The organism is Streptomyces sp. NPDC107538 (genome assembly GCF_055657445.1).
Window position 1 is genome coordinate 402,531 of the sequence record NZ_JBVKAY010000006.1, and the last position, 16,130, is coordinate 418,660.

Sequence of the window (16,130 nt, forward strand, 5' to 3'; positions counted from 1 at the left end):
ACCGCGCGCAGTCCCGCCCACTCAGACCTCGGCAGCGAACGCTACGAACCGCGCCCAGTGCTCGCGACCGACGACAAAGTGAGGTCGCGACACGTCCTTGGAGTCCCGTACGCAGATGGCCTGTTCGACGACGGCGACCTCAACACAGCTGTCGCCGGCACTGCCGCTGTAGCTGGACTTGAACCAGGCAAGTTCCGTCGTGCTCATAGCTCTCCTCGCAGTCGCTCCAACAGGCCTCGTGAGTCTGTGGGATTGAGGGCCTGCGAGCGCAGTGTGTCATAGCGCTGCCGGAGAGAGGCTCACCTGTTTCGGGTCAGCGATCAGCCGCCCGTTCTCCTGCCCTTCGGCGTACGCGAGCCGCCTCCGCTCCGGGGTTTCGACGAGCTGCAACGGGCCGTCCAGACACGCATGCAACCTGGCTTCCAGCGGTACGACTTGGAGCACCACGTTGCGCGGCGCGCTGTGCTCCAGTACGTGATCGAGCAGCTCCCGCATCATCTCCACTTCGCCGAATCCGCGCCGGAAGACGTGCTCCTCCACGATGAAGCTAAACGGCACATCCGGCCGCGCACGCAGCATCATCTGCCGCTCCAGCCGAGCAACAACCTGGGCCTCCAACTGCTCGTCAGTCAGCAGGGGAATGTGGCTCTCGAACACCGCCCGCGCGTACCCCTCCGACTGCAACAACCCCGGCACCAGCCTGCACTCGTACGTACACAGGCTCACCGCGATCTTCTCCAGCCGAGCCCACCGTCGGAACCACGCCGCCAGTCCCGCCTCGCCCCGCGTCAGGAATCGGGCCGACTTCCGCAGCGCACCCGTGTTGCCGAGGACCTCCTCCGCGCGCTCGACGAAGGACTCGTCCGGCATCCGCCTGCCCAACTCCACCGATTCGACGGTGTGTTTGGAGTACCGCACCAACTCGGCGAACTCGGCTCGGCTGAGCCCCGCGTGCTCGCGCAGGGCTTGAAGGACGGCCCCGAATGTCCTCAGACTGTCCGAACGGTCGGGTTCCCGCTCCACCTCGCAGACCGTCAGGTCAGTGTCGTTCTCGTCCGCGCTGATGGTCATACGCGGCCACCTCCAGGTGCGTGCGTGTTGTGTCCCCGCGATCAACAGCACCCAGAGTGACGGATGGGACGCCGTACCGTCCACCGAATGTGCCCGTACGCTGACGCTGCGTACGGGCCGTCCTGCTGGAACGCACCCCCTCGCGCCCATCACCGTGGCCCCATGAACGCGATCACGCCCCAAACCGCCGCCACCGTACGCACGTTCACGCAGCGGCTCTCCTCCACCCGCCGCGGCGCCCGGTTGCGCGCCGTCGAGGAACTTCGCACTTGGCCCGTACCACCGGCTGTCACCGAACGCGCGTGAGCAGATCGCCAAGAGCTTCGCTGTGGCTGGACCTGGATTAGGCCGTTCCCGTCGCCCTCATGGTCCACGCCGGTCCCCCTCCCGTACGGCCTCCACCCCTCCCTGAACGTAAGGACCCCCGCGACGCTGCAAACGTCCGGGGGCATGGCCACCAGCCGCTGAGGAGCTGATGACAGTGAGCATTATCCACCCGCTCATGCTGTGGATCCTGGGCGTGTTCGCGCCCGGTACCGGCAGACGCAGGGCGGACACACGCCCCGCCCGCCAGACCCCCGCACCTACGCCGGAGGCGACCGCGCCGTGGCCGCCGGTGCGGCGCTCGCCGTACGGGCGCGAAGAGCCGCTGCCCGGTGAGGCAACGGCTGTGGTCCGACCGTATGTCGTTCTCGCCGAGCGGGAGTGTGAGCGGGCGCGGCAGCGGCAGCGTCGTGTCGCGATGGTCCTGGCGGCGGACTTCGGCATCGACCTCGACCGGCATGTAGTCGGCGCTGAGGCGGTGGCCCGGTGAACGAGCAGAGCGAGCGCCCCGAGACCGTCCCAGGTGGGACACGCACGCCGGTGCGTATGTGTGTGCGTTGCTGCGCGATCACCGTTACGCCGGTCGTCGTCTCCGTGGTGCACCACGGAACCGGTCCCGGCTTCACGGTGTACGCGTGCCAGGACTGTGCCCCCCACTTCCCGCGCGTGCCGGATGTGCTGTCGCTGCCGCCCTCGTCCCCCGGCGACGGGCGGTGAGCGGTGAGCGGCAGCGGCAGCGGCAGCGGCAGCGGCAGCGGCAGCGGCACGGTGACGACCCACGGTCACATCCCGAAGCACCGCGCGTGCTGCTGCCGGGAGTCGGGGGATGAGCGTTGAACGTCGGAACGCCTCCCAAACCGGGCAGGTCCCGCATCACCATCGGCACCTACCGCCTCGACGGCGCGGGGCACCCGGTCGCCGTGGCGGAGCCGACCACGTACGCCCCTGGCCCGGCAGCCCTCCCACCGGTGTCCCTCGCATGGCCCCCGTGCCGCTGCCCGCGCTGCCGGACCGGTCCACGCGACCGGTAGCGGCTTCCGCAGGAGGTTCATGGACGGCGCTCACCCACGAGGCATACCGCGGTCGGGGGGATTGGCAGGCACGGGCCACGGCCGCGGCCCCCAGAGAGTGGTTCTGGGGGCCGCGTGCTGCGGCCAGAACCGGGGTCAGTTCAGGGTGTCGATGGCCTTCACAATCAAGGCCCGCGCATCAGCCCCGTACACGGCCAGTTCTGTGAGCCGGGCGAACGCCCGCAAGTACATGTCCAGTTCGCCCGGCGCCGTGACGGTCACCTTCGCGGCGAGCAACTCCACATGGATCCGCGAGTCGTCGAACACCGTGAACTGCTCCAACGGCCACATGACCGCCTCCCGCGCGGCCGCGGCCGGAATGATGCCGAGTGACATGGACGGCAGAGACATCGCGGCAAGCAGATTGCCGAGCTGGCCGGCCATCACGTCCTGATCGCCTACCCGATGATGGAGGACGTTCTCCTCGACCAGCGTCGCGAAGCGGTGCTCTCCCTCGTGGATGACGCGGGCGCGGCGCATGCGGACCTCGACCGCGTCGGCCACGTCGTCCGGGGTGCCGCGGAAGCCCGCGATCGTGCGCATCAGCGCCGTCGCGTAGCCGGGTGTCTGCAGATAGCCGGGCACGACGTGGGAGGCGTACACGCGGAAGTGGCGGGTGCGCTCGTACAGCTTGGCCGAGGACTCCGCCAACTGCTTCATGCCCGTCCGCTGGAGCCGCTTCCACTGCAGGTACATGGAGTCGGCCTGCCGGTTGGCCGCGATGAGGTCGTCCGCCTGGTCGTGCGCGCCACAGGCCGCACACCAGACGCGGATGTCGGCGTCGGCCGGCGCGGTGACAGCGTTCTCGATCCTCGACGACTTGGCGACGGACCAGCCTGCGAGACGGGCGAGTTCCTTGCCGGTGATGCCCGCGTCCAGGCGCAGCTCCCGCAGCCGGGCCGCGAGAGCCGCGCGTGCTTCCTGCACGCTGGACGTGTGGAATGTGGACATGGACGGTTACTTGACCTCGTACTGGTCGTGGGGGGTGGCCCGTTCCCAGATCCGTTCGAATGCGGCCGCGTGCCGGGAGACCGTGCTGGGCTCGTCACGGAGTTCCTTGCCGACCCATTCGCCGTCGCCGGAGAAGTGGTGGACGCGGATCAGCCGCCCGTCGAAGATCCACAGATCCGTGCCCGGGACGAGCAGGTCCCACGCGCGGTGCCGGGGGAGCCAGCGCACCTCCTCGCCGGCTTCCACGTTGGCGCGGGTCTGGTAGTGCTCCCACGCGATGTAGTCGGTGACCGGCTCGGACACGATCCTGACGCGCCGCACGTGCACGCCGCGGGCGACAGCGTCCGCGATGTTCTGATGGTAGGGACGCCACCAGGAACCCCGCTCGTCCCAGTCGACGCGCCGGCCGTCCTGCCAGGCTTCGAAGCGGGGGTTGGTGAAGTAGGCGTCCCTCATCTCCAGATGGGCGGCCGACTGCTCGGTGTCGGCAAGGAGTTCAGCGAACTCCGGGATCGAGCTCATCGCACGCCTTCCTGATGATCGGGATCATACGGGCCGGGATCCTGATGACAGTCTCGCCGGACGGGATCGGCGCCCTCGCCGGGGACAACGCGTCGCATGCCGCGGTCGTCTCGTCGTCGGCCTGGTAGCTCTGGATCAGCAGATCGTCCGTGCTGGTGTCCACCCAGACGGTGGGGCATCCGTCCTCGTCTGTCTCGGGGTCGATCCCAACGAACTCAATGTTCATGGTGGCTGACTCTCCGGCGCTGGTTGGTTGCAGCGATTTACACCACGATCGTGGGCATGCGGCGCTCAGTCAAGAGCACATGATGGTCATAACCTGCACCCTACAACTGCCGTGAAATTCAGTGCAATTCCATGGCCTGGCCGATGGAGGGTCCCCTACGGTCGGACCGGACGACGGAATCCGGCGGGCCTCGCGAGAGACCCCGGGCACAGCCGACTGTGAAGCGGCGGCCGGCGCCCCTCCCGGCCTCGTGACTCCCCTGAACTCCCACCCCGGCTCCCCAACCCTGGACAGGTCGAGCAGCCGGGGCGGGTTGCACCACACCGCACGGCAACGACACCCCAGAAGGGCAGGTCAATGACCGTCACACTCGAACAGCCCGCCAGGACACTCACGCGGGACCCGAAGGAACTCCTCAACGCGGTCGCTCCGCACATCACCGAGTTGACCGTCAACGTGTTCGACTCCGGCATGAGCCTGTGGGACCGCGAGGTCTCCCTGCTCCTGCGCGACCACACCATGGTCCGCGACATGGCCGAACGGATCCTCGGCAACGCCGTCATGTACGTCATGAGCTCCACCGAGAACCCCGACGTCCACCTGGGCGTCGGCAAGCTCGTCGACATCGGCGTCCACCAGCTCATCCTCGACACACCCGTCTGGTGGGGCATCTGCCGCCTGTACAACGGCGGCCGGTTCAAGCACCACGCGCCGTTCATCGAGCGCCGCCGCGACGGCCTGTGCCTGCGCACGGGCGACTTCCTCCGTTCCCAGGGCTGGACGGTCGACGAGGAGCTGTGGGCCATCGACGGCAGGGACTGCTCACCGTGCGACGACAAGGTCCCCGACAGCCACTGACCCCGGCTACAGTCGCCCCCGCCCTCACGGCTCCCCCGAGGGCGGGGGCTCCCGCATCCCGACGACCAGAGGAACAGCTGTGCCCGTACCGCACGACATCGCCGCCGAGACCGAACTGTGGGACGCCTACGCCGAGTCCGCGTTCAAGGACGACGCCGGGCCGTCGTTCTGCTGGACCCAGTACGCCGGCCACGGCCCCGGCCCCGAACTCCTCGGCGGCCCGAAGACCGTGCTGGAGATCGGATGCGGCACCGGCCGCGCCCTCGCCCACCTCGCACGACAAGGCGTCAAGGCCACCGGGGTCGACCTGTCGCCGCACATGGTGGCGCTCGCGGGTGAGAGGTGGGCGCCGCTCGGGGTGCGAATCGAGCAGGGGGAGATCCTCGATTGGCTCGCCGCCGACGAGGGGCGGTACGACGCCGTGTACTCCATCTTCGGCGCGGTCTGGTTCACCGACCCCTCCCGCCTCTTCCCCCTCGTCCACCAGCACCTCACCCCCGGCGGCGTCTTCGTGTTCTCCCAGCCGCCGGCCATCCCGGGCGCCTACGGGCCGCAGGGCATGTACAAGGGCGGGTTCGCGGGGAAGGCCATGTTCACGTACCGGTACAGCTACAAGCCCGCAGTGTGGGAGCGGCACCTGCTCCGAGCTGGTTTCACGTCCGCTGAGGCGACGGTGGTGGATGCCCCGAAAGCCGGGCACATCGGCACCCTCGTCGTCCAGGCCCGTGCCTGACAGTCGCGTCACGGCCCCGGCCGGTGTCCTTCGTAGCCGACGTAGCCGACCGGGGCCACCTCATGGCCCACGGAATGCCCCTGGCCGTGGCTGCGGAGTGACGTTGGGGTGTCAGGTCTCCCGGTGCCCGGTCAGAACCGTGCCAGGCCCTCGCCGCTGGTGTCCGCGATGACTGGCCGGCGCTGGGCGGGGAGGCCGTCCACGCGGTCAGGACCGGCTGCGGCGGCCACGGCAGGGGCCGTCTCGGCCAGCCATATGCGAAACCGCTCGGCGGCTTCGCGGTAGGGGACTCGCGCCAGGACACGGTGCTCGCCGGAGGGGCAGCAGTCGACGGCGACCGTGAGCAGGCAGGAACGGGGCGTGTGCTGACTGCCCGTCCAGGACACGCGCAGGACACCGCACGGCGTGCGCCCGCGCGGGGCCCGGTGGGTCGGGCGCAGCGATCGGCAGGCTGTGTGGGCGGTCCATGCGGCGAGGTGCGGCAGGGGCAGGGTGGTGCAGGCGCGGCAGCCGGGGCAGCGGTGCCAGTGGCGGAGCCAGTCGTCGGTGTCGGTGTGGAAGAGGCGTGTATAGCGGTTCGCCACCCGGATGTCTTTGCTGTACAGGTGGTCGGGACGTTCCAGTGTGTTGCAGGACTGGCAGACAGGGGCGCGGACGTAGCCGTGTTCGTGGCAGTGGTCGAGCACGGTGGCGGGCGCGTCGCGGCAGACGGCGCACGCCCACCCGGCCACCCTGCCGGAGGTACCGGGCTTCCTGCTGAGCACCGAGTACAGCTGACCTTCCAGCTCCGCGTTGTACGGGCGTGGTGAGGCGGTGGGGCCCTCGGGGCTCGTCGTCTGCCGACCGTCGGCGTCTTGCCCACCGTCGGCGTCTTGCCGACCGTCGGCGTCTCGGGTCCGCCGGGGGTGGGAGGGCGGCTCGGTGGCGGCTGCGCCTGCCCGGGGGGGCCGTGCCGCTTGCACCCACTGCGCTTCGGCGTGCTCGGCCGCGTCGAGCAGCCTGACCACGGCGCGCGGCAGCCACCACGTCCGCTGCGTCCCGTCGCGGGTCCGCTCCACGAGCATCTGTCGCCAGTCGATCCCCGCGAGAAGGTACGGCTGGCCGACGAGGTCACGTCGGGCCGCCCGCTCGGGGCCGCCCGGCTCCCGCAGTTCCCCCGTGATGCGCCGACGCCAACGCAGCGGCGTCTCCTCGTCGCGCTCCCGCCTCGGCGCCCCACGAAACGGACCGATGCGGACCAGGTCCCGCCGGTCCACCCCCACCGCGTTCAGTTCCGCGGCCGCCCGGCGCACCTCACCCTCCGGGACACTCCACTGACCGCCGCTCGCCCTCACCGTCGCCACCACATGGCCGCCGAGCAGGACGTACCCCACCTGCGCATGGGAAGGAGAGCAGGTGAATGCCCCAGAAGCCGTCGGCACAGCACTGTCGGCCGTCAGATCGACCCACAGAGCGTCCGCGGCACCCAGGGTGATCAGGCCGTCCGTGCGACCGGGCATGACACGCTCCGACATACCGACAGGCTAACGGCGCCGACGCGGCAACGGGCTTCCGAGCACCGACCGCCGGTGCCTGGAGCCGTACCCGCCAAGCGGCAAGACCGCCCGGGCCGAAATCGGCAGCCCCGAAGCGAGGAGGCAGTCACGCCCAGAGGACGCTCCAGGTGCGCGGCCCCGAAGACCTGTTGGGCATCATTCACGTCCTCGGCGTCGACACCCGTGCCACACCGGAGCAGGCGACGGCGTGGATCGGTTCAGTACCGCGCTGACCCACCACAGGCTTCCCGGTCGGCGACAGCGGCCTCAGTGGTGTGTGGGCCGAGGTCTTCCCCCGGCCCACGGGCCTTGCGGATCGCTCGACGCAGGAGTTCAGTACGCGAGTTGCGTGAGCTGGTCCTCCTCGTCGGAGTCGAAGGCCGGACCCCCGATGTCGGCCTCACGCCCGTCGGCGACCCCTTGCCAGTAGCCGGTGCCCTTGAACTTCGTCGGACGGGTCTTGTTCAGCTTCGGGTACTGGGCGGCGAGGCGCGCCTCGACCACCGTCGTCCGGTCGGCGAGGACCAGCGCGACACTGCGGCCGCTCGTCCTGTCCCCGTCCGCTTCGATTCCCTCCTCGGCGGCGGCCCTCGCGGCCCGCTGGGCGGCGCCGATGCGGGCCGTCACCTCGCGGATGAAGCCGAGCATCCAGGAACGCTTGTAGGCGCGGGCGTCCTCGCCCGCCGGGCGGTGTCGGCGGTCCGCCCGGTCAGCGCCCTCCAGCATCTGCAAGCGGAGGCTCGCGAACAGCACCTCGGTGGCCTGGAGGTCGGCCTCGAAACCGAAGAGGTGGACGCGGTGGCGGTTGTCCTTGCCGCCGGGGTAGACGGACCGGCAGCGCATCTCGTAGCCGATCCTGGCGAGCAGCCGGCGCCCTTCCTTGACGTAGGGCGGGTACAGATCGACGATCCGGTCCACGGGCCGCTCGGGCTCGGTCACGGCGTCGTCGAGCATGGCCTGCTCGATGCCGTACTTGGCCATGAGCTCGGTGGCCTTGTCCAGGTAGGCGCGCGCCTCCTCCTCGGTGGCCCCGCTGTTCTCCGCCTTCCGCAGCAGTGACCTGACCTTGATGAGCAGTGACTCCGGCAGCGCCTCGCGGGCGGCACGCCCCGGGACGGACGGGGTCGCACCGGAGTCGGGCGACACGCGGTCGCCGTCGGCGCGGGTACGGTCGTCCGCCGCGTCGCTCTCATCCGTGTCGTCCTCGTCCTCCCGGGCGATCAGGTCGGCCAGATCCTCCGGGTCGGGGACCAGCTCCGACAGGACTTCGAGCGCCCAGCGCCGCCAGGCTCCGGTGTCGTCCTCGCGGACCCGCGCCCGGACAGAACGCAGCCGCTGGAAGCGGCCGTCACCGAGTGGCGTCAGGAACTCCAGCCGAGCGTGGCCGAGTTGGGCGACGGCGAGCAGCGCGCACAGGTCGAAGGCGCTGTCCGGGGCGTACTCGATCTCGATGCCGGGTGCGGGATACCACTCCTCGTGCGCGTCCCCCGAGCCCTCGAATCCGAACAGGTCGGACAGCAGGCTCTGGGTCGCCGCGCCGGTCCTGACCTGGAGGACCGACCTCGCCGGCTTCCCCGAGTAGGCCAGCGCCGCCGCCCGCTCCTCCCGGGAGGAGACGACCCGGTACCAGACGGGGACCGTGCCGAGCATGCCGTGCCAGGTCTTCTCGCCCAACTGGTCGCGTACGCGCGCCTGCTGTTCGACGTCCGCGCTCAGCCGGTCGTCCCGCCAGGCCTCCGCGTCCGGCTGTTCCAACGCGTCGAGGAACGCGTCCAGGTAGTCGGCGGCGGAGCGCCGCGCGCCGTGCTTGCTGTCCCCGAGCAGGGCACGCTCGCATGCGGAGAGGGCGTCCACGACCGGCTGGAGTACGAGCGACATGTATCGCTTGACCGCTTCGGACAGCTCCGCGAGGAACGCCCGGGTGGCTTCCGAGCCCGTGGCCTGCTGCCTGCGGCGCCACGCTTCGAGCTGTTCGACGCACGCCTGCTGCTCGGCCAGCCACATCAAGTGCCCGGCGCCTTGGAGATGCTCCTCCCGCAGCAGAACGGCGTCCTGGACGCCGGCGGCCGTGTCGGGTGCGTCCAGCACCCCCCGCACCAGCAGTCGTACCGGCTCGGGCTCGTCGGCGAAGAACTCCGCGGGCGTGACGAGCCGTCGTCCATGGCGGCGCGGCGCGCGCTCCGGCCAGTCGATGTCTCCCATCCCCGGGATGTCCGCCGACCAGCGGACCCGCCATTCCGCACGGGCACGTGACAGGTCGTCAGTGGCGGGCTGGTTCCACCTCCACCGCCACCGCAGCATCTCCTCCCAGCCCTCGGCGTTCCACGACCAGAGAGCGGGCTCACCGCTGGTCGCGAGCTGGGACCGGAGTTCGCGTACGGCTCCCTCCAGGTCGTACAGGTGCCCCCTGGGGATCAACCGCTCCAACCAGCGGACCGTCTCGGCCACGGGCTGGGCTCGCGCCTCGTCCGCGGCGACCCGCGCGACCGTCACCGCGGCGACCAGGTTCCGGTCGCCGAGATCGGTGGGAAGTAACTCGTGCAGCCGGGGTTCGGCGGTCTCCAACAGGGCGGCGAGGTCCCCGGCCCTGATCTCCAACCAGTCCCCTCGCGCCTGCCGGAACTCCTGCTCCGACAGCCCGTCCGTACCGCTCACTGTCATGTGATCCCCTCCCGGATACGAAAGGACATCCTAGGAAGGCCGACCGGGGGCAAGCGAAGCAGGGCTGTCGGCCCGGAAGCCTTCGTGCAGGAGTGTTCCGACTCCCGGGGGCGACCGCCTCACCGCCGCGACCACCGCGACGATGTACGACGAGGAGTCGGGCGGAAGGTCACCGAAGACGGCCCATCAATCGACTGCCCTGAGGTAGACCCGGCTTTCGCTGCCGCCCAGCCTGTGCACCGCGATGGTCAGGGAGTTCACGTCACCGGCACACGGGGCACAGACCTGCCCTTCGCGCACGTCCGACAGCGACTCCGGTTCGGGGAGCCCGAGATGGGAGAAGGGAGTCATGGGCTTCGCGACACTCTCGCGGGGCTCGTCGCGCAGCCTCAGCTCCCTCTCGGGACCGAGCTGTTCCACGAAAGCGTCCACGCCGGAGGTGGGGAGGGTGAAGACCAGCAGCAGCCCGTCGTCCTGGAAGCCGTTCTGACGTGCGGCACGCGTGTCGGTGGCCTTGGGCGGAAGGTCGATGTTCAGCTGCCGGCTGACCGTCGTCGGGGTGGCCTTGTCGTCCCATTCCGGAACCCCACCCGTCCGGTCGGCCGCGCCGGACTCTGCCGCACCCGACTCGGCCGTGGCCGAACAGGCGGTGAGGGCCGGGCCGGTCAGGCAGAGGGCGGCCACCGCTCCGGCGGCGAGGACGACACGCTTTCCGCGGGGCCGGTGGAGGGGCCGCGTCATCGGGCGTCCCCGTTCCGCCCGGGATCGCTGCGCGTCCCGTCCCGCCCTGGGGCCTCGGGAGCGGGCAGGCTGCCGTTCGAACTCAGGTCGTGGTGTTGCACCGATCCGCTGCCTCGCATGTCGAACTCTCTGGCCAGACCTGTGGTGTGCAGCCGGGCCATGTCGGCATCGGTCACTTCGGTCGGACCGATGGGTGTTGTCTTGCCGGGGTCCCAGTTGTACCGATCCCACACGTTCACCTGGTAGTCGAGACTGATCCTGGGCTCGCCGTTCTCGCCCGGCACGACCGTGACCGTGCCCGACGTGTTCGTCATACCGCTGCCGACGGCCAGGTACCAGTTGCGATCGCTGTGGGTGTAGCCCTGCGGCGAAGTCTCCACCGGGAACGCCACGGGCTGCCCACCCGACTTCTCGAACTCGGCGAGAGCCTGCTCGCGCCACCTCTCCTGCTCGTCCTCGATGGCGTACTCAGCGGTCTGCCGCAACATCGCGTCGTCCGTGAGCATCCGGTCCACGTCCAGGTCCACCGGGGTTCCGAGCCCGCGCAGATAGTGATCCATGTGGGAAGCGGCGTCGGTGTTCCCCACGAAGTCGCCGGCGTTGGACATCGCCACCGCCTGGGCCTGGATCCACTGGTCGCGTGCGGTGGGGGACTCGACGCCGTACGCACCCGCCCCCGAGTCCGCGGCGATGCGCTTCGACGCGGGCATGAGGAGCCCGGCGGCGAGAAGGTCGTCCCTGTGTCTCGCCCACATCTGCCCCCGCGCCTCCGGGCTCAACGACTGCCACAGCCGCCGCAGCTCCGCTCGCTGCTGGGCGTTCGCGTCCTCGCCGAGCGAGGCGAGCCTCATCGCACGCGGCAGCTGGTCCTCGTCGAGCGAGGTGTACGTGGCGTGGCCGGCGTTGTGCGGGTCGCCGCCGTGGGACTTTCGCAGGGCTCGGGTGACCGCGGCGTCGATCTCGGCGGCGTGGGCGACCAGGCCGGTGAGGGTGTCGGCGTACCACTGCATCCTGTCCTTGGTGCGCTGGGAGGTTCCCTCCACGTCGCACACCGCCTCGATCACTTTCACCGTCCCGTTCCCACCGTCCATCACGAGCAGGCCGTGTTCGGCGTCGGGGTTGGGGCCCGCATCCCCCTTACGGGCCTCCTCGGTCAGGGCCTTGGCGCGCTTCTGGATCTGCGAGAGCTCGGCGTGGGCGTCGGCGAGCACGTTGCGTACGCTCTGCGCCTCCTTGAAAAGATCGTCGAACTCCTTTGCGGCACTGCGCACGAAGTCCTTGGTGACCGTTGCGTTGACACCCTGCCAACGGGCTCCTTCGGACTTCTTCAGCAGCCCGTCCCTGGCATCGGTCCGCAGTTTGGCCAGGTGCCCGACCATCGTCTCCCAGTCGGTCACGGCCGTGTTCAGCCTGCCGAGGTCCAGCGCGATGAGATCGGAATAGGCGAGCGCGCCCATCGTGTGCGACCTCCCCGTCAGCGCACGTACTTGGAGATCTCGGAAACCGGCATGGCGGTCCCGTCCCGGCCGCGGATGGCGGCCGCGATCGCCGCGTCCTCGTTGTGGTGCAGCTTCTTCGAGTAGTCGAGGTGGTTGGAGATGTGCGCGCACATCTGCAGGACGGTCTTCACCTGCGAGTCCCACACCGACAGCGTGGTGTACAGCTCGCCGCCCATGGTCATGTTCCGCTCCGCGAACTCCCGGGCCGCCCGCGCGGTCGACCCTTCTCCGTTCTTGTCGGCGCCCGCACCCACGATGTCCGCTTTCTCGTGCAGCTCTCCGTGGAGCAGGAACGCCTCATGACCCACCGCCCCGAGATCGTCCTGCGTGACCACCAGATCCTTGCCGGCACCGGCAGATCCCGGCTCCAGCTGGTTGAGCCGCATCCCCACGGGCTGACGCTGCTGTGCCTCCGAGACCAGCCGCGCCCACTCTTCACCGAACGTCATCGTCTCCCCCGTTCCGCTCGCCGCCTCCCTGGCCACGTTAGCAACTGTTCCGATCACGAACGGAGTTGCTGGCGTCGTACGCCTCACCAGAGCCGAAACGCCCCTTCGGAGCCCACCCACCGAATCCGCACTCGCCCCGATCACCGTGCGCACGTACCGGCAAGTTCCGAGCTGGAATAAGTGCGTTGACGTTGCTAACACGATGATGCCACGCCCATGCTGCATACATAGTCCCGACGTGCCGTCATGTCCGCGCCGCACGCCTCGCCACCGGCGTGATCACAATCGAGATCCACCAGACCCTCCGCCACAACAGTGGCCACTCGTTCACCGGGTCCAGGCGCGTTCCGGACGCAGCCCTCGAACACGCGTACACGATCCTACCGTCGCGAGTTCACACAAGTCCGTTGACGGCGCTAACAAACTTCCGTCATGCTCGGATCACCGACGACTCAGCGTCCCCGCGCGTCACCTTGAGACCTCCGCCGCACGGTGAAGGGCTTCCGGGGTCCCCCACCGTTGCGGAGGAAGCCGGAGTGCCCCCCGGCGAAGTCATGCACGACGTGATCGACCCCGAGCAACCGCACGCGTGAGGAGCATCTTGATGGACGCCCGCCGCTACCGCATGGTGGTCACCAGCCGGACCGGCTACGTGCGGACCGGTGCTCTGGTCGACGAGCAGCTGCGCCAATGGCTCACTCAACCGCCCAAGCGCTACAACGTCGCCGCATTGGCCGAAGGCCGGAACGAGATAGCCCACGGAGTCACACTCGACCACGACTCCGTCACGGGTGTCACCGGCGCCTACGGACGATGGCGGCTCCGGGAGACCGCGCCCGGCGGCACCTGGCAGACCACCGTCGTGACGCGGCAGATCGCCGACGGGCCGACCTGGGTCCAACTCGACGTCGAGCACCTTCCCGACGACGCCGACGCGGCCCCCGTCCCCGCCAAGACACCCCGGCTCGCGAGACACCTGCTGGAGGCACTCGACACACACGACGGCCTTGCGGACGTGACGGCCATGCCCCAGGTCGTCGAGGCAGAGGATGTCGAGGCGGTCATAGACGAACTGTGCGACGCCGACCGACGCCTCCCCGTCGTCATGGCGAGCACGCCGTACGACGTCGACTTCGACGCCTGGCTGGAGGGGACGATCGACCCACTCGTCCGGCCCCTGGTGGGGTTGGCGATCCTCTACGTACTCACCCCAGGGGCCGAGTCTGTCTTCAACCGGGCGATGGAACATCACCGCGTGTACAACGGGGGGATCCGCACCTACCTGCCCGGCGTCGACCCCGCCTGGCCGGCCGACGGCCAGCGGCATCGTGTGATGTCGAAACGGCTGATCGCCGAGAACCCTCGCCTGGCCGCCCGCCTCCTGAACCACCTCCCGCAGGGACTCGCCACCCGTCTGCCGCTGCCCGACGCCCTGGATTCGGTGCCACTCATGCGCACACGGGCCAGGGACGGGATCGGCGGTTCCGAACAGGAGCGGCTGCGCGACGAGAACGACGCCCTGCACGAGATCCTGGAAGAGGCGGCACGCGAACAGCGGGTCAGAGCGGACGAGATCCGTGACCTCAAGCGGGAACTGCGTCAGGCGGAGAACAACGAGGCCCAGGTCGTCGTCGACTACGACGAGCAGTACAAGGAACTCCACCGGGCCAAGGCACAGATACGGGAACTGCAGAAAGAACTCCTGAGGCTGGGCGCCGCCGAGCAGGCGTACAGGACGGTGGACCCCTCGGTGGAGGCGCCCACATCCTTCGCCGAGATCCTGGACCGGGTCGAGGGCATGCGACGCGTTCACTTCAGCGGCCGGCGCAAGTACACCTTGGAACTCGACGACCAGGCCTACGGTTCGTCATGGGTCCGCATGGCCTGGGACTCCCTGCTGGCACTCCAGGACTTCGCGGAAGCCGTCGCGCACGGCAGGGCGAACAGCGACTTCAAGCAGTGGTGTGCGGACGCGCCCGAGGGAGCGCACGTGATCTCACCCCGCAAGGTCGTCAGAGACGAGTCGAAGTCCGTCAAGGCCAACGGTGACTGGAGCCGGGCGCGCACGTTCCCCGTACCCCGCCACGTGCATCCCGACGGCAAGCTGTTCATGGGCGCCCATCTGCGGATCGGCGGAGGCAACACCATCGCGCCGCGTCTGCACTACTACGACGGAGCCTGTACCGATCACGGAATCTACGTCGGCTACATGGGCCCGCATCTGAACAACACCCTGACCTGACGCGACCACCCACCACGACTGACCCGCGCCCCGGCTGGTCGTCGGACCCCGGACCACACGAGTCCACGCCCGGGCCGCCCCACATCCGTACCAGAGGAGCACAGCGTCACGTGAACCCTTACAACGCCCCCGCCCCGCCCCGCCCTTGGTGGAAGACCACCCCCGCCGTGCTCGGCATCCTCGCCCTCGTCGCGCTGCTCGGCGCGTTCAGCTTCGGGCTCGGGTTCGTCATGATGATCGCCGCCATGGTGGCGGTCTGGGTGCTGCCGAAGTGGCGCTGGTTCGCCAAGCTGGGCGCGACGTTCGGGGCCTTCGTGCTGCTGTCGGTCGGCGCGGGCCTGGGCGGGCAGCTGGACGAGAGCGGCACGAAGCAGCCCGACGCCAAGGCGCGGGACGGCGGCGGGATGAGCGCCGAAGCCGCATCGTCCCCGACCCCCGCGAAGCCTCTCAAGGCCGCCGACCACACCGGGAAGCCACTGGACGAGGCGGAGAAGGAGGCACGTTCCGCAGGGTTCACCACCAGCTCCCACGACGCTGCCGCGAACGACCGCTCCATCATCATGCGGTCCCTGTGGACGGTGTGCTTCCAGGAGGCCGACACCACCGCGAAAAGCATCGACTTCGCGGCCGTCAAGAGCGACGAACCGTGCCCCGAGAAGGACGGCGGCCCGCTTCCCTGGCCGAAGATGCCGAATGTCGTCGGTGCCACCTACACCACAGCCGCCAAGGATCTGCAGCAGGCCGGCATCGACCTCGACAGCGTCACGCTCGACGACGTCTACCTCGACCTCGACACACCCACCGCTGATGAAGCCGCCGAGGACGGCGACGAGTGGCGGGTGTGCTTCCAGTCCCCGGACGAGGGAGCCAAGGTCACCTCCACCACCACGGTCAGCCTCGACCTGGGCCGGTGGACCGACGCCGACCTCGTCCAGGACTGTCCCACGGCCAAGGACACGACCTACAAGATCCCTGCCAACGATCCCGACTACGAGAGCGACAACAACACTGCCGAGGAAGACAGTTCGGCCGACGACGGCTCCTCGTCGTCCTCGTCCGGCGGCTCCACCGGAGGCGGTGGCATCGGCACCGTCCACCCTGGCTCGTACTGCTCTCCGCAAGGCGCGACCGGCGTCACCAAGAAGGGAACCCCCATGGTCTGCGGCCCCGGCTCGGACGGCCGCAACCGCTGGCGCTCCTCCTGACCACGCCCCCGCTGCCCTTCACGAAGTCCGACCGCTGATGGAG

General features: G+C 69.5%; 15 protein-coding genes and 1 pseudogene. 6 read left to right on the forward strand and 10 right to left on the reverse strand.

Annotation, left to right across the window (positions count from 1 at the left end; all coding sequences use genetic code 11):
- Positions 1–21: 21 nt before the first annotated feature.
- The gene (locus ACZ7MG_RS23425; protein ID WP_471383094.1) at positions 22–207 is read right to left on the reverse strand and encodes a DUF397 domain-containing protein; all 186 of its coding nucleotides are present in this window, start codon (positions 205–207) and stop codon (positions 22–24) included.
- Positions 204–1,071: pseudogene (locus ACZ7MG_RS23430) on the reverse strand (helix-turn-helix domain-containing protein). The gene ACZ7MG_RS23425 and the pseudogene ACZ7MG_RS23430 overlap by 4 nt, the downstream one beginning before the upstream one ends.
- A gap of 162 nt (positions 1,072–1,233) precedes the next feature.
- Here ACZ7MG_RS23430 and ACZ7MG_RS23435 point away from each other — a divergent pair.
- The gene (locus ACZ7MG_RS23435) at positions 1,234–1,377 is read left to right on the forward strand and encodes a hypothetical protein (protein WP_471383095.1); all 144 of its coding nucleotides are present in this window, start codon (positions 1,234–1,236) and stop codon (positions 1,375–1,377) included.
- Between the two features lie 169 nt (positions 1,378–1,546).
- Positions 1,547–1,885 (forward strand): hypothetical protein, encoded by a 339-nt coding sequence (locus tag ACZ7MG_RS23440; protein WP_471383097.1) that lies wholly within the window; start codon positions 1,547–1,549, stop codon positions 1,883–1,885.
- Between the two features lie 676 nt (positions 1,886–2,561).
- Here the strand turns inward: ACZ7MG_RS23440 and ACZ7MG_RS23445 are convergent.
- Genes ACZ7MG_RS23445 through ACZ7MG_RS23455 form a run of 3 tightly spaced genes read right to left on the reverse strand, consistent with a single transcriptional unit; the run spans position 2,562 to position 4,164 of the window.
- Complete coding sequence (locus ACZ7MG_RS23445) at positions 2,562–3,416, reverse strand: DUF5753 domain-containing protein (protein WP_471383099.1); 855 nt, start codon at positions 3,414–3,416, stop codon at positions 2,562–2,564.
- 6 nt (positions 3,417–3,422) lie between these two features.
- The gene (locus ACZ7MG_RS23450; protein WP_471383100.1) at positions 3,423–3,938 is read right to left on the reverse strand and encodes a DUF6879 family protein; all 516 of its coding nucleotides are present in this window, start codon (positions 3,936–3,938) and stop codon (positions 3,423–3,425) included.
- Positions 3,913–4,164 carry a hypothetical protein gene (locus tag ACZ7MG_RS23455; RefSeq protein ID WP_471383102.1) on the reverse strand — a complete coding sequence of 84 codons (252 nt, stop codon included), beginning with the start codon at positions 4,162–4,164 and terminating at the stop codon, positions 3,913–3,915. Before ACZ7MG_RS23455 ends, ACZ7MG_RS23450 begins: the two co-directional genes overlap by 26 nt.
- Before the next feature lie 357 nt (positions 4,165–4,521).
- Between ACZ7MG_RS23455 and ACZ7MG_RS23460 the strand changes: the two genes are divergently transcribed.
- Together ACZ7MG_RS23460 and ACZ7MG_RS23465 are read left to right on the forward strand one after the other, a co-directional pair.
- Complete coding sequence (locus tag ACZ7MG_RS23460; protein ID WP_471383104.1) at positions 4,522–5,022, forward strand: glycine-rich domain-containing protein; 501 nt, start codon at positions 4,522–4,524, stop codon at positions 5,020–5,022.
- A 79-nt stretch (positions 5,023–5,101) separates the two neighbouring features.
- Positions 5,102–5,755: a class I SAM-dependent methyltransferase gene (locus ACZ7MG_RS23465; protein ID WP_471383106.1), complete on the forward strand. Its 654-nt coding sequence runs from the start codon at positions 5,102–5,104 to the stop codon at positions 5,753–5,755.
- A gap of 131 nt (positions 5,756–5,886) precedes the next feature.
- Here ACZ7MG_RS23465 and ACZ7MG_RS23470 read toward each other — a convergent pair whose 3' ends face one another.
- The 5 genes from ACZ7MG_RS23470 to ACZ7MG_RS23490 all read right to left on the reverse strand — a co-directional run bounded on the left by ACZ7MG_RS23470 (position 5,887) and on the right by ACZ7MG_RS23490 (position 12,640).
- A complete protein-coding gene (locus tag ACZ7MG_RS23470; protein WP_471383107.1) occupies positions 5,887–7,269 on the reverse strand; it encodes an endonuclease domain-containing protein in 1,383 nt (460 codons plus the stop codon).
- Between the two features lie 354 nt (positions 7,270–7,623).
- Complete coding sequence (locus ACZ7MG_RS23475) at positions 7,624–9,951, reverse strand: DUF2786 domain-containing protein (protein WP_471383109.1); 2,328 nt, start codon at positions 9,949–9,951, stop codon at positions 7,624–7,626.
- Positions 9,952–10,137: 186 nt separating this feature from the next.
- A complete protein-coding gene (locus tag ACZ7MG_RS23480; RefSeq protein WP_471383111.1) occupies positions 10,138–10,692 on the reverse strand; it encodes a hypothetical protein in 555 nt (184 codons plus the stop codon).
- The gene (locus tag ACZ7MG_RS23485; protein ID WP_471383113.1) at positions 10,689–12,149 is read right to left on the reverse strand and encodes a hypothetical protein; all 1,461 of its coding nucleotides are present in this window, start codon (positions 12,147–12,149) and stop codon (positions 10,689–10,691) included. The genes ACZ7MG_RS23480 and ACZ7MG_RS23485 overlap by 4 nt, the downstream gene beginning before the upstream one ends.
- A 17-nt stretch (positions 12,150–12,166) precedes the next feature.
- Positions 12,167–12,640 (reverse strand): hypothetical protein, encoded by a 474-nt coding sequence (locus ACZ7MG_RS23490; RefSeq protein ID WP_471383115.1) that lies wholly within the window; start codon positions 12,638–12,640, stop codon positions 12,167–12,169.
- A gap of 604 nt (positions 12,641–13,244) precedes the next feature.
- Here ACZ7MG_RS23490 and ACZ7MG_RS23495 point away from each other — a divergent pair.
- Both ACZ7MG_RS23495 and ACZ7MG_RS23500 read left to right on the forward strand, forming a co-directional pair.
- Positions 13,245–14,882, forward strand: a complete 1,638-nt coding sequence (locus ACZ7MG_RS23495) for a hypothetical protein (RefSeq protein ID WP_471383117.1) — start codon at positions 13,245–13,247, stop codon at positions 14,880–14,882.
- 110 nt (positions 14,883–14,992) lie between these two features.
- Positions 14,993–16,087 carry a PASTA domain-containing protein gene (locus ACZ7MG_RS23500; protein WP_471383119.1) on the forward strand — a complete coding sequence of 365 codons (1,095 nt, stop codon included), beginning with the start codon at positions 14,993–14,995 and terminating at the stop codon, positions 16,085–16,087.
- Positions 16,088–16,130 lie beyond the last annotated feature (43 nt).